The sequence below is a fragment of the Pseudomonas sp. EA_65y_Pfl2_P78 genome (assembly GCF_963970495.1).
Lineage (GTDB): Bacteria > Pseudomonadota > Gammaproteobacteria > Pseudomonadales > Pseudomonadaceae > Aquipseudomonas > Aquipseudomonas baetica_A.
The window spans coordinates 63,649-76,704 of the sequence record NZ_CAXAON010000024.1 but is presented as its reverse complement, the minus strand read 5'-3'; the positions used below and the strand labels follow the sequence as shown (position 1 = coordinate 76,704).

Annotated in this window: 13 protein-coding genes and 1 tRNA gene; 7 read left to right on the top strand and 7 right to left on the bottom strand. The window is 57.4% G+C overall.

Annotated features, from left to right (window positions below; genetic code table 11):
• Positions 1–31 precede the first annotated feature (31 nt).
• The 6 genes from AACY02_RS18320 to AACY02_RS18295 form a co-directional block, all read right to left on the bottom strand.
• Positions 32–107, bottom strand: a tRNA-Gly gene (locus AACY02_RS18320).
• Between the two features lie 60 nt (positions 108–167).
• On the bottom strand, positions 168–728 hold the full coding sequence (pgsA, locus tag AACY02_RS18315; protein ID WP_221729659.1) for a CDP-diacylglycerol--glycerol-3-phosphate 3-phosphatidyltransferase: 561 nt from the start codon (positions 726–728) through the stop codon (positions 168–170).
• Between the two features lie 32 nt (positions 729–760).
• Positions 761–2,584: an excinuclease ABC subunit UvrC gene (gene uvrC / locus AACY02_RS18310; RefSeq protein ID WP_339433159.1), complete on the bottom strand. Its 1,824-nt coding sequence runs from the start codon at positions 2,582–2,584 to the stop codon at positions 761–763.
• 2 nt (positions 2,585–2,586) lie between these two features.
• Entirely contained in the window at positions 2,587–3,228 is a 642-nt protein-coding gene (gacA, locus tag AACY02_RS18305) for a response regulator transcription factor GacA (protein ID WP_016984198.1), read from the bottom strand.
• Positions 3,229–3,355: 127 nt separating this feature from the next.
• Positions 3,356–3,799, bottom strand: coding sequence for a GNAT family N-acetyltransferase (locus tag AACY02_RS18300; RefSeq protein WP_339433158.1), 444 nt, complete (start codon positions 3,797–3,799; stop codon positions 3,356–3,358).
• Complete coding sequence (locus tag AACY02_RS18295) at positions 3,796–4,557, bottom strand: carbon-nitrogen hydrolase family protein (protein WP_339433157.1); 762 nt, start codon at positions 4,555–4,557, stop codon at positions 3,796–3,798. Before AACY02_RS18295 ends, AACY02_RS18300 begins: the two co-directional genes overlap by 4 nt.
• 160 nt (positions 4,558–4,717) lie before the next feature.
• Here AACY02_RS18295 and AACY02_RS18290 point away from each other — a divergent pair, with 160 nt between their 5' ends.
• Positions 4,718–4,846, top strand: coding sequence for a hypothetical protein (locus tag AACY02_RS18290; RefSeq protein WP_339433156.1), 129 nt, complete (start codon positions 4,718–4,720; stop codon positions 4,844–4,846).
• A 334-nt stretch (positions 4,847–5,180) separates the two neighbouring features.
• A complete protein-coding gene (locus AACY02_RS18285) occupies positions 5,181–6,254 on the top strand; it encodes a 3-deoxy-7-phosphoheptulonate synthase (RefSeq protein ID WP_339433155.1) in 1,074 nt (357 codons plus the stop codon).
• Between the two features lie 53 nt (positions 6,255–6,307).
• Here the strand turns inward: AACY02_RS18285 and AACY02_RS18280 are convergent, their stop codons facing one another.
• Positions 6,308–7,387 (bottom strand): hypothetical protein, encoded by a 1,080-nt coding sequence (locus AACY02_RS18280; protein ID WP_339433154.1) that lies wholly within the window; start codon positions 7,385–7,387, stop codon positions 6,308–6,310.
• A gap of 334 nt (positions 7,388–7,721) precedes the next feature.
• On the opposite strand from AACY02_RS18280, the gene AACY02_RS18275 reads away from it, so the two are divergent.
• From AACY02_RS18275 to AACY02_RS18255, 5 genes are all read left to right on the top strand, one after another.
• Complete coding sequence (locus AACY02_RS18275) at positions 7,722–8,591, top strand: lipase family alpha/beta hydrolase (RefSeq protein ID WP_339433153.1); 870 nt, start codon at positions 7,722–7,724, stop codon at positions 8,589–8,591.
• Positions 8,592–8,687: 96 nt separating this feature from the next.
• Positions 8,688–8,969, top strand: a complete 282-nt coding sequence (locus AACY02_RS18270) for a peptidylprolyl isomerase (protein ID WP_339433152.1) — start codon at positions 8,688–8,690, stop codon at positions 8,967–8,969.
• Positions 8,970–9,102: 133 nt separating this feature from the next.
• Positions 9,103–10,971 (top strand): extracellular solute-binding protein, encoded by a 1,869-nt coding sequence (locus AACY02_RS18265; RefSeq protein WP_339433151.1) that lies wholly within the window; start codon positions 9,103–9,105, stop codon positions 10,969–10,971.
• Complete coding sequence (locus AACY02_RS18260; protein ID WP_339433150.1) at positions 10,971–12,032, top strand: microcin C ABC transporter permease YejB; 1,062 nt, start codon at positions 10,971–10,973, stop codon at positions 12,030–12,032. The genes AACY02_RS18265 and AACY02_RS18260 overlap by 1 nt, the downstream gene beginning before the upstream one ends.
• Complete coding sequence (locus AACY02_RS18255; protein ID WP_339433149.1) at positions 12,032–13,054, top strand: ABC transporter permease; 1,023 nt, start codon at positions 12,032–12,034, stop codon at positions 13,052–13,054. Before AACY02_RS18260 ends, AACY02_RS18255 begins: the two co-directional genes overlap by 1 nt.
• The last annotated feature ends 2 nt before the right edge of the window (positions 13,055–13,056 follow it).

Genomic DNA, 13,056 nt, shown 5'->3' with positions numbered 1-13,056 from the left:
TGTCAGTAGCGAACAACAAACACGTACAAATTGGAGCGGGAAACGAGACTCGAACTCGCGACCCCGACCTTGGCAAGGTCGTGCTCTACCAACTGAGCTATTCCCGCTTGGTGATGCGCATTCTATAGAATTAAGAAGCTTCGTCAACCCCTTGATTCAAAAAAGTTTTATTTCTTTTCAACATCCGTCTTCAGGTGCGGCCAGGCGGCACGAAGGTATTGAATCATCGACCACAGCGTCAAGCCTGCGGACACCAACAGCAAGACGTAACCCAGAATGACCCAGAAGCTGAAGTCCTTGGGATTGGCCAGCAGGATCACCAACGCGAGCATTTGCGCGGCGGTTTTCCATTTGCCCAGGTTCGAAACTGCGACATGAGCGCGAGCACCGAGTTCGGCCATCCACTCACGCAGAGCAGAAACGACAATCTCGCGACCAATGATCACGGCGGCGGGCAGCGTGAGCCACAGATTGCCATGTTCTTGCACCAACAGCACCAGAGCCACCGCGACCATGAGTTTGTCAGCAACCGGATCCAGGAACGCTCCGAACGGAGTGCTTTGTTCCAGGCGGCGGGCCAGGTAACCATCCAGCCAGTCCGTCGCTGCCGCGAAGGCAAACACCGAGGCGGAGGCCATGTAACTCCATTCGTAAGGCAAATAAAACAGCAAAATAAAGATCGGGATAAGCAGGACGCGTAAAACGGTAATCAGATTAGGGATATTCATCGGCACAACTGGCTACGAGGTGAAGGGGCATTCTACTCGCTATGCAGGTTTGCATAAATCGACTCTGCGAGCTTTTTACTGATCCCCGGGGCTTTGGCGATCTCTTCGATGCTTGCACGAGACAGCTCCTGCAATCCACCAAAATGTTTCAATAAGTCGCGACGCCGGGTCGGTCCTACGCCGGCAACGCCTTCCAGGGTTGACGTACGGCGGGTTTTGCCGCGGCGAGCTCGGTGTCCGGTAATTGCGAAACGGTGGGCCTCATCGCGGATCTGCTGAATCAGGTGCAGCGCCGGCGAGTCGCCGCGTAGAGTGAACTCGTGCGCGGCATCATTCAGATACAACGTTTCGAAACCAGCCTTGCGAGTTGCGCCTTTGGCAACACCGAGCAAAATCAGGTCCGGCACGGCCAACTCGTTGAGGACGTCACGGGCCATCGATAACTGGCCTTTACCACCGTCGACCAACAAGATGTCCGGCAGCTTGCCCTCGCCATCCTTGAGTTTGCTGAAGCGTCGCGTCAAGGCCTGGTGCATGGCGGCATAGTCGTCACCCGCCGTGACGCCTTCAATGTTGTAGCGGCGGTAATCCGATTTGATCGCGCCTTCCGGGCCAAAGACCACACAGGAGGCGACCGTTGCCTCACCGCTGGAATGACTGATGTCGTAGCACTCCAGGCGCTGCGGAGGCTCATCGAGGTTTAACACTTGCGCCAGCGCTTCAAAACGCGCTGCCGTATGTTGACGATTGGCCAGACGCGCGCCCAACGCCTGCTCTGCGTTGGTAACGGCCAGTTGCTGCCAGCGCGCTCGGGTGCCACGCACCCTGTGGCTGATGGCCAATTCGCGGCCACGCAATCCATGAATCGCCTCGATCAGCGTCGGAAAGTCGTCGTGCACCACGTTCACGATCAGCTCGCTCGGCAAATCGCGCTCCGGGCTACTGATGAAGTATTGCCCGAGAAACGCTGCCATCACTTCAGAAACGTCCTCTTCGATCCCCACTTGCGGGAAGAAATTCTTGCTGCCTAACACGCGTCCGCCACGGACACTGATCAAATGCACGCAAGCGCCGCCCGGGTTGACGAAGGCGGCGATGACATCGATATCGCCCGTACCGCCTTCCATGCTCTGCTGATCCTGAACCCGACGCAGCAAAGCGATCTGATCACGCAACTCGGCAGCACGCTCGAATTCAAGATTGATCGCAGCCTCCTCCATCGCCGCAGACAGCTCATTGGTCAGCGCATGACTGCGCCCTTCGAGAAACATTACCGAGTGACGCACGTCCTGAGCATAGACATCAGGCTCAACCAGCCCGACACACGGCGCCTTGCAGCGCTTGATCTGATATTGCAGACACGGCCGGGTGCGGTTCTTGTAGTAGCTGTCTTCACATTGACGAACAAGAAACGTCTTTTGCAGCAAGCTCAGACTTTCGCGTAGTGCACCGGCACTCGGATAAGGACCGAAATACTTGCCCTTGGCCTTTTTCGCCCCGCGATGGATGCTCAGACGCGGGAACTGTCCGTCAGACAGAAAGACATAAGGATAGGATTTGTCGTCGCGCAATAGGATGTTGTACGGCGGCCGCCACTCCTTGATCAGGGTCTGCTCAAGCAACAGCGCTTCAGTTTCGTTGGCGGTGATGGTCGTTTCGACCTGAGCAATACGCCCGACCAGCGCAGCCGTTTTTGGCGCCAGACCCGTTTTGCGAAAGTAGCTCGCCAGACGTTTCTTGAGGTTCTTGGCCTTGCCTACGTAGAGCAGACGCGCATCGCTGTCGAACATGCGATAGACGCCGGGGCGCCCACTGACGGTCGACAGAAAGGCGCCGGAATCGAATGTTTCAGTCATGGTCAGAGGCTGGCATCGACCATGCCGTGACGAACCGCCAACAGCGTCAACTCGACATCGCTGCTGATCGAAAGCTTCTCGAAAATGCGATAGCGATAGGTGTTCACGGTTTTCGGCGACAGACACAATTTGTCGGAAATGATCTGTACTTTCTGACAGCCAACAATCATCAACGCAATCTGAATCTCGCGCTCGGACAAGGCGTCGAAAGGCGAATCATTGGACGGCTGAAAGGATTTGATCGCCAATTGCTGTGCAATTTGCGGGCTGATATAGCGCTGGCCGGCAAAAACCAGGCGAATGGCCTGCACCATTTCCGGCAGCCCCGCGCCCTTGGTCAGATAACCCGCAGCGCCGGCCTGCAGCAATCGTGTAGGAAAAGGATCCTCTTCACACACCGTAACCGCGACCACCTTGATGTCAGGATGACTGCGCAGCAGTTTGCGCGTGGCTTCGAGGCCGCCGATGCCAGGCATCTTGACGTCCATCAGAACCACATCGGGCTTCAACTCTCGGGCCTTGATCAGGGATTCTTCCCCGGACTCGGCTTGGCCAACCACCTGCAGACCATCAATATCGGCCAGCATTCGTGTAATGCCTGTACGAACGAGATCATGGTCATCGACCACTAGCACCCTAATCAAGCAGACACCTCGCGATATGGTCTTATTGGGATGCCGGACACCTTAGCAAAAAGTGTCCGACAGACCTAGCGGCAAGCATCATTAAAAAAGTTTCAATTCATCATAGAAGGCTTGCCGGCCGTGGGTTTCAGAGCACAGGTGTACTGATATCCAACTGCATGCGCAGAAAACACTCGTCTTCGCCTTGTACTCGCAGTCCTTTTCTCTGATACAAATTTTTCGCTGGATTATTTTCAAACACCGTCAGGCGCAAAGCCGGACGCTTTTCTTGACGGGTCATGCCAATAACCTGATCAATTGCCCAGGAACCCGCGCCCCTCCCCTGAAAGGCTTCAGCAATTTGCAATTCGCGAATATACAGGGCCCGCGCATCCCGGCTGAGGCTGAAAAATCCTGCAGGTGTATCAGCCACTAATATCAGCCAGTTCTCGCGCCCCGACCAGGCCACGTCAAACGCTTCGTCCTGCCACAACAGGTCATGGTGAATGTAATAGCGCAGCATGTTCTGACAAGTGAGATTTCGCGAAAACGCCAGGTTCTCTGAAGTCGCACGCCTGAGCTGGAATGTCATTGAGCCTCCGAAATGGCAACGACCTGACCCCGCCATTCACCTGCATCGCGACGGGCAACCACCAGAAGATCACCCGCCCCCGGCGCCGAAACAATCAGCGAACCCTCCTCGGACCAGATCGCGCTTCGCCCTGCTGACTGCCATCCGCCGGTGAGGCCGCCGTGGTTGGCCATCAACACAGCCATCTTGTGTTGCCTGGCATAACCCGCAAGCAGCGCGGTGTCTGCTACATAACCTTTCTCACTGATCAAGACACCCGCAGCGTAAAGATTCGCGCCTCGATCAGCGGCCGCTGCGGCATGACTGGCATGAGAGAAGTCGGCGCAGACCGCCAGCGCAACCGTATCCTTGCCAATGCTCAAGGCCGGCCCTCCGTGGCCGGGAACGAAGACAATCTCCTCACCCGAGTGCAGATGTTGTTTGCTGTACACCTCAAGCGAGCCATCGGCACCCAGGACCAGCGCACCGATCAATACCGCCGAACGCCCTTCCAGCCGTATTGGCATACCGACGACAGTCGTGATGCCGAGCTTTCGGGCCAAATACCGTAACGGCTCGAGCACAGAGTCTTGCGGGTCAATGGCCAACGCAGCCGCTTTTTCCCCTTCATAGCCGGTCAGCGATAATTCAGGGCACACCAGCAATTCGACGCCCTGCTGCGCCGCGGCCTCGATAAAACGCCTGTGACGGGCAATGTTTGCGCCAAGATCCCCCTTTATCGACGTTATCTGGGCGGCAGCAATGGTGAGTGTCGACATGGTTCGTCATTCTTCCTTGGTCATCAGGCGAAACGCGGAGTGTGTCACAACCCTTGCAGCACTCAAGCGATAGGCGTTTTGTGGGTGATGCGATAGCATTTTCTGATTGATATGGCGTATCGGCCTCTAGTAAGCTCGGCGCATTCATCGGAGACAAACCATGTTCAACGCCCTCTTACAGCTTCGTACCGCCAGCGCCCTGCGCTCGGTTGTGGCTGCCCAGGCGAAAGACGTTTGCGCTTCGGCCAGCTTTTATTTTGGGTATTGGTTTAGCCACTGGCGCGCCTGATACCCACCGGCGCCCATGAAAACGGGTCGCCTACCAGAGATTTCTCAACCCCCGGTCGGCTCCCCGACCGGGGGTTTTGTTTTTTCAGGCCCAAACTTTTTCAGCAACGCACCAGACACTTTGAGGATTCACGAAATGAACTACGCCACTTATTACCGTTACGACAGCTTTAGCGCCTGGCGATTTACCAGCCTCCGCTCGGGACAGCCTGCCGCCTCCGATCGGTCACCAACAGGTGGCAAACACGCACACGTAGCCAATCCGGCCAATTGTCGAACACCCCAGTAGGGCCGAGCGAGCGGGAAGAACCGCCGCCAGCCCAGGAAGAACACATATGAACTCGTCCGTTTCTGCTCTGCCACTGTCACTCGATTCTGCCAACGAAGCGCTGACGCTGCGCCTGCCCAGTTCGTTGCAACTCAAACAGCAATTGCCCCTGAGCAATGCCTTGAGCCGACAGGTCGCCGCCCACCGCCAGGCGGTTCGCGCGATCCTCAATGGTAAAGACCAGCGCCTGTTGGTCATCGTAGGCCCCTGCTCTATCCACGACCCTGAGTCCGCCATTGAATATGCGGGCAAACTCGCCCGACTGGCTGAAGATGTCAGCGACGAGATGCTGCTGGTGATGCGTGCGTACGTCGAGAAGCCGCGCACTACTGTCGGCTGGAAAGGCCTGGCTTACGATCCGCACCTGGATGGCAGTGACGACATGGCCGGCGGCCTGACGATGTCCCGCACACTGATGCTGGAAATGATCAGCCTCGGCTTGCCCGTAGCGACCGAACTGTTACAGCCCATGGCGGCAGGATACTTCGACGACCTGCTCGGTTGGGTTGCCATTGGCGCACGAACGACGGAATCACAAATCCATCGCGAGATGGCCAGCGGCTTGAGCATGCCGGTAGGCTTCAAGAATGGCACCGACGGTGGCGCAGCCGTTGCTGTGGATGCCATGCGCTCGGCAGCCCATCCACATCGCCACTTTGGGGTCGACAGCCAGGGGCATCCGGCGATTATTCAGACGCCCGGCAACCCGGATACCCATTTGGTGTTACGCGGTGGCCATCAGGGGCCTAACTACGATCGCGATAGCGTGGCAAGCATTCACGCCGACCTGAAACGTTTGAATATTCCGAGCCGGATCATGATCGATTGCAGTCACGCCAACAGTGGCAAGGATCCGCTGCGTCAACCAGCCGTCTTCAACGAAGTACTTGAACAACGCTTGCACGGCGATCGCTCCCTGATCGGTATGATGCTGGAGTCTCATCTGTTCGAAGGCTGTCAGCCGCTGAGTGGATCGCTGCGCTACGGCGTTTCGATCACCGATGGCTGCCTCGGTTTCAGCGCCACGGAACGATTGCTGCTTGATGCCGCTCGGCGTCTTGGCGCCAAAGCCAGAGCGTGATTGCAAACCTGCCCTGCGGCTCATTCAAAGCCGGAGGGCAGGCCGTGTTGCAGTTATGTTTCTACGCGCACCAGTGTCGCCACCGACTCATGACTGACATCGTCCAGCCGCTCGACCGAATAGGCAACCCGTACAGTCGAGCCAAGATGCTCTCGCCAGAAACGATGCGGCACGATGAAAATCAGCGGTTTGCCAGCGGTTTCCCGAGTGATTTCACGGTCATCCCGATGATTGAAAAAATCACCATCGCACTTGAGGTAGACCAACTCACCCTCTTGTGTCCGGGCATTGCCAATCACCACGGTGACACCGTCAATTGAATCTGCCATCGACAGCACCCCGTCATCAGCCTCAAGCACGTCGGGCGCATCCAGGTCGCCATGCACGAACGGGGTGATGAGAACTCTTGCAGGCTCCGATTCGCGCATCGCGCCACTCGCTTGCTCGACTCGATAGCGCACCGTCACTTCGCCACCGAGATGAGCTGCGATGTATTCAGGAGCAACCCAGAATGACAGGATGTCTGCGACAGCGAAGGCTTCGACCTTCAGTCGATCCTTGAACGACAGCGGTGATGCGTCTCCAGACCACATCAACGTGACCTGATCGCCTGCGGCCATCCGTGCGTAAGGCTGAAGACTGATGAGCGCGCCTTCCATTGCGCGCGCCGGATCCAGCGCTCCACCAACAACGCCAGCGATACAGGGAGCCAGCAACTGCGGTCGCGCATCCCCTACGGTCAACTGCAAACGGGCAGAAGATGCAGGTTCAGACAGACCTGCGCTGACAAGTGTCCAGTAGACCTCCAGCGAACCGCCATCCAGCGCTGCGATGTGCAGACCTTTGACAACGAAAATGACGTCTTTGCCTACCTGGGCTTCGCTGACAAAGCGAACCATTTCATGTTGATAAACAAAGCCCTCGATATCCAGACCGTCCCAGCTCAACAGCAACTGATCCCCATTCGCCATGTTTGCATAAGGTGCGATACGTACGACGACTTCGCTCAGCGAAGGATCGAGCACGGCCCCCTCCAGAGAATCGAGCATTGCTGCAGGCAACAGTTCATTGGTCGTACCGGGACTGGCGTGGTGACGCATCCGGTAGCAAAACTCGATTTCATGAGTGTTCATTCGTAGCTCCATTCCTTGGACATAACGCTGCCTTCATTGACGGCGTCGACAGCCAACATTGAACGCGATTGCTCATCCCGTCGCTATCAGCCCAATACGTCACAGCCATAGAGCAAAAGCCGCAACTGCGGTAGGCAAGTAACGCAAAATCAACTTCTGTCAGGCGGAAGACGGCCAGAACTTCCGATTTGGATTTCATAAACATCCGAAACTTCGTACGCCCTCTAGTCCAGATTCAACGGCCTAGTGAAGCCTCTTCGTACTTCTTCAACGAGTTGTGTGTTTTAGAGTGGCCCACAGATTTCCCGACAAACTTCTGAGAAAAGGTAAGAACATGCAACGGAATGCTACAACTCGTTATCCCATCCTGTTGGTGCACGGCCTGTTCGGGTTCGAACGTATCGGCCATTTCGAGCTGTTTCATGACGTCAAGGACGCTCTGAAAACGGCTAACAACCGAGTGTTCGTTCCGCACCTCTCCGCCACCCACAACAACGAAGTGAGGGGTGAGCAACTGCTCGCCCAGATTGATCGTGTCCGGCGAGGCACAGGCGCCAGCAAAGTCAACCTCATAGGGCATAGCCAGGGAGCATTGGCTGCTCGATACGCTGCGGCGCTCGCGCCACACGCGGTAGCCTCGGTGACTTCGGTCAGCGGCCCGAACCACGGATCGGAGCTGGCTGATTTCCTGCGCAAGGCACTGATTCCAGGTCGGCTGCCGGAGGCCGTCGCACAGAATGTGGCGACACTGTTTGCCGACTTTCTTTCGATGCTCAGCGGCAATATCACGCTGCCGCAGAGCGCGTTGGCGGCGCTAAAGGCGCTCACAACCGAAGGTGTGGGCGACTTCAACGACAAGTTTCCGCAGGGACTGCCCACCACTTGGGGCGGGCACGGTCCGGCCCAGGTCAATGGTGTGCACTATTACTCTTGGAGCGGCGTCCTGCCGGCAGCCGGCCTGCCAACTCTCGACCCGGTTCAAGGCGTTTGCCGGGCGCTGTCACAATATTTCATAACTGAAGGGGAACAGAATGACGGCTTCGTCGGGCGTTTCAGCTCTCACCTGGGCCAGGTCATCCGTTCCGACTATCCTCTGGATCACTTGGCCAGCCTGCGCCGCCCGGCCGTGGCCGTCATCGTGCCGCCAGACCCGATTGAACTTTACGTTGAACATGCCTCACGCCTGCAAGCGGCGAATCTGTAATCAAACTGCAGACGACCGAACGGAACTTTGCCGAGAATTCGCTCACTGAATCCGGTAGGCTCCACACTTTACTGAAATAGATTGGAGAGTTTTCTCATGGCTAAAGCCACTGCCCGCCACATCCTGGTTTCCGATGAAGCCAAGTGCAACGAACTCAAGGCCCAGATCGAAGGCGGCGCCGATTTCGCCGAAGTCGCCAAAGTCAATTCCACTTGCCCGTCCAGCCGTCAAGGCGGCGATCTGGGATCGTTCGGTCCAGGCCAGATGGTCAAGGAATTCGACACCGTGGTATTCAGCGCGCCGATCAACACTGTGCAAGGCCCAGTGAAAACCCAGTTCGGTTATCACCTGCTGGAAGTCACCAGCCGTCAGGACTGATCCGTCGCCTGATGGTTGTTCAACGGCCCGCCTTTTGGCGGGCCGTTGTGTTTCAGTAACACATACGGCTGGCGACTGGCGCGCCTCTCGCGTACAACTTGCGCTTATCGATTACCCGGTTCCAAGGCTGACAATGCGACTGGTTTTCCCCACATTGATGCTCACCGCCCTCGCCCTGCTTTACGGCGCCGCTGGTGCAAACGCGACACCGCAACATGCGCTCACCGTCTATGGCGAGCCCGCCAAATATCCTGCCGGTTTCAGTCATTTCGACTACACCAACCCACTGGCCCCCAAGGGCGGAACGATGCGCCGTTCGGCGATCGAGATCGGCCATTTCGACCACATTCTTCCTTATATAGACAAAGGCATCGGTGTCACCCAGATCGACGGCCTTCTGTATTCGCCGCTGGCCCAGCGCTCGATGGACGAACCGTACACGGTCTACGGTCTGGTCGCGCAAAAGATCGAGCGCTCCGACGACGGCCTGTCGCTGCGCTTCTTCATCAATCCCAAGGCACGTTTCGCCGACGGCAAACCGATCACGGCCCAAGACGTGCGCTACACCTACGATCTATTGATGACTCAGGGCAGCCTGCGTTATCGCACGCAGTTCGCTGACGTCAAAGGCGTCGAAGTGGAAGCTCCGCTGACGGTGCGTTTCGATTTCAAGAACAACGAAAACCGCACCCTGCCGCTGGATATCGCGACCCTGCCGGTCTTTCCCGAGCATTGGTGGAAGAGTCGTGACTTCGCCGGCGGCGGCGGATATGAACCGCCGTTGGGCAGCGGCCCTTACAGGGTCGGTAAAGTCGACTCCGGGCGCAGCATCACGTTCGAGCGCAATCCCGATTGGTGGGGCAAAGATCTGCCCGTCAGTCGCGGCCTCTACAATTTCGACCACTTCAGCATCGAGTACTTCGGCGACACCGACGTCGCCCGCCAGGTATTGCGCGGCGGCGCCTATGACTACAACCGTGAGTTCTCCGCCACCGGTTATTCGATTGGCTACGACAGCCCCGCCCTGCGCGACGGGCGCCTGCAAAAGGCCCATTTGGCCACCGAAGCACCGCAGTCAGCTCAGGGTTTTGTGTTCAACCTGCAAAAGCCCATGTTCCAGGATCGTCGCGTGCGTCAGGCTCTGGCCATGCTTTGGGATTTCGAATGGAGCAACCGGCAGATGATGCGCAACCTCTACATCCGCCAGCAGAGCTATTTTTCCAACACGGACCTGGCGGCCCGGAAGTTGCCAGATGCCGCGGAGTTGAAGATTCTTGAACCGCTACGCGCACAGGTTCCCGAAGAGGTCTTCACCAAGGTCTTTGAAGCGCCGAAAACCGATGGCAGTGGAATAATCCGTGATAAACAGCTGCAAGCTCTCGAACTGCTGGAGCAAGCCGGCTGGAGACCCGATGGCGATCAACTGGTGAATGCCAAGGGCGAGCCGCTCAGCTTCACTTTTCTGGTCAGCCAGAACGGCATGGACCGCCTGCTGCTGCCGTATAAACGCACGCTCAAACAGATCGGCATCGACCTCAACATCCGTCGCATCGACTCCTCGCAATACGTCAACCGCTTGATGAGTCGCGACTACGACATGATCGTCACCGGTTATCCCGTCAGCTCGTCCCCAGGTGGCGAGTTGCTCAACTACTTCGGCTCAGCATCGGCCAACGATCCGGGAGCCAACAACTACATGGTGTTGAAGAACCCGGCAGTCGACACGCTGATCAACGGACTCATCCGCGCCTCGACCCAATCCGACATGCTGCACTACGCCCACGCGCTGGACCGGGTACTGCAATGGAACTACTACTGGATCCCCAACTACTACCCGCCGGGAACGTCGACAGTCTGGTGGAATCGTTTCGGCATTCCATCGGTTCAGGCCAGCAATGACGAAGCCATCGAGAGCTGGTGGGAAATCAGCCGGACGCCGCTGACCAATCAACAGATGACCGCTGAAAAAATCACACGCGCCAGACCCGGAGGACCGCACTGATGTGGGGTTACATACTGCGGCGCCTGCTGCTGATCATTCCGACGCTGGTGATCATCCTGCTGGTCAACTTCGTGATTATTCAGGCCGCGCCCGGCGGGCCGGTCGAACAGGCCATTGCGCATCTGCAAGGCATCGGTGGCAGCGGCAACGTCGGTGGCGGCTCAAGCGAAACCATGAGCACTTCACGCGCCAGCCGTGGCCTCGATCCGCAACTGATCAAGGACATCGAAAAACAGTACGGCTTCGACAAACCGGCCCCTGAGCGTCTGTGGCTGATGCTCAAGAACTACGCGCAACTGGATTTCGGCAAAAGCTTTTTCCGTGGTGCCACGGTCACCGACCTGATCCTGGAAAAAATGCCGGTCACCATTTCCCTCGGACTATGGGCGACGCTGATCACCTATCTGATTTCGATCCCGCTGGGCATTCGCAAAGCCGTGCATCACGGCAGTCATTTCGATATCTGGAGCAGCACGGCGATCATCATCGGCTATGCAATGCCGGCGTTCCTGTTTGCGATGTTCCTGATCGTGCTGTTTGCCGGTGGCACCTCGCTGAACTGGTTCCCGGTGCGCGGGTTGGTGTCGGACAACTTCGAATCGCTGTCGACACTGGGCAAAGTCGCCGACTATTTCTGGCACCTGGTGTTGCCGGTGACCTCGCTGGTGATCGGTGGTTTCGCGACCTTGACGATCCTGACCAAGAACTCGTTCCTCAATGAAATAACGCGTCAATACGTGGTCACCGCCCGGGCCAAAGGCCTGAGCGAGCGCCGGGTGCTCTACGGACATGTGTTCCGCAATGCGATGCTGTTGGTGGTGTCGGGCATACCCCAAGCCTTTATCAGCGTGTTCTTCGCCGGATCTCTGCTGATTGAAGTAATTTTTTCTCTCGACGGCCTCGGCCGCATGAGCTACGAAGCGGCTGTCTCGCGGGATTATCCGGTGGTGTTCGGCTCGCTGTTCATCTTCACCCTGTTCGGCCTCTTGATAAAACTGATCGGTGATCTGTGCTACACGCTGGTGGATCCGCGCATTGATTTTTCCGCGAGGAACGCCTGATGCTCAATCTCTCCCCGCTGGGTCGTCGCCGTTTCGAGCGATTCAAGAAAAACCGCCGTGGCTGGTGGTCGTTGTGGCTGTTTATCGGTCTGTTTATCTTGACCCTGGGCGGCGAACTGATCGCCAATGACAAGCCGCTGGTGGTCAGCTATCAGGGCCAATGGTATTTCCCGGTATTCAAGCGCCACACCGAACAGGCGTTCGGCGGGCAACTGCCGTTCCAGGCCGATTATCGCAGCGACTACGTACAGAACCTGATCCACAAGGACGGCGGCTGGTTGCTGTTTCCGCCGATCCCGTTCAGTGACGACACGCCTAACTATGACCTGGACAAACCCGCGCCAAGTCCGCCGACATCGGTCAACTGGCTGGGCACCGACGATCAGGCGCGGGATGTCTTGGCACGGGTGATTTTCGGCGCGAGGGTGTCGATCCTGTTTGCGCTGATGCTGACGTTTGTCAGCGCATTGATCGGTATTGCGGCTGGCGCATTGCAAGGCTACTACGGTGGATGGGTCGATCTGCTGGGGCAAAGACTGCTTGAGGTTTGGTCGGGGCTGCCGGTGCTGTACCTGCTGATCATCCTCTCCGGTTTCGTCGAGCCGAATTTCTGGTGGCTACTGGGGATCATGGCGCTGTTTTCATGGCTGGCGCTGGTCGACGTGGTGCGTGCCGAGTTCCTGCGCGGGCGCAATCTGGAATACGTCAAAGCTGCGCGTGCGTTGGGTTTGAGTGACCGCAAGGTGATTGTCCGGCACATTCTGCCCAACGCCATGAACGCCACGCTCAGCTATCTGCCATTCATTCTGACCGGGGCGATTTCCACGCTCACTGCACTGGATTTCCTCGGGTTCGGCATGCCCGCCGGCAGTGCTTCGCTGGGCGAGCTGATCGGTCAAGGCAAACAGAATCTGCAAGCACCGTGGCTGGGCTTGACGGCGTTTTTCACCCTGGCGCTGATTCTTTCCCTACTGGTGTTCATCGGCGAAGCGTTACGCGACGCATTCGACCCACGATCCTGAAG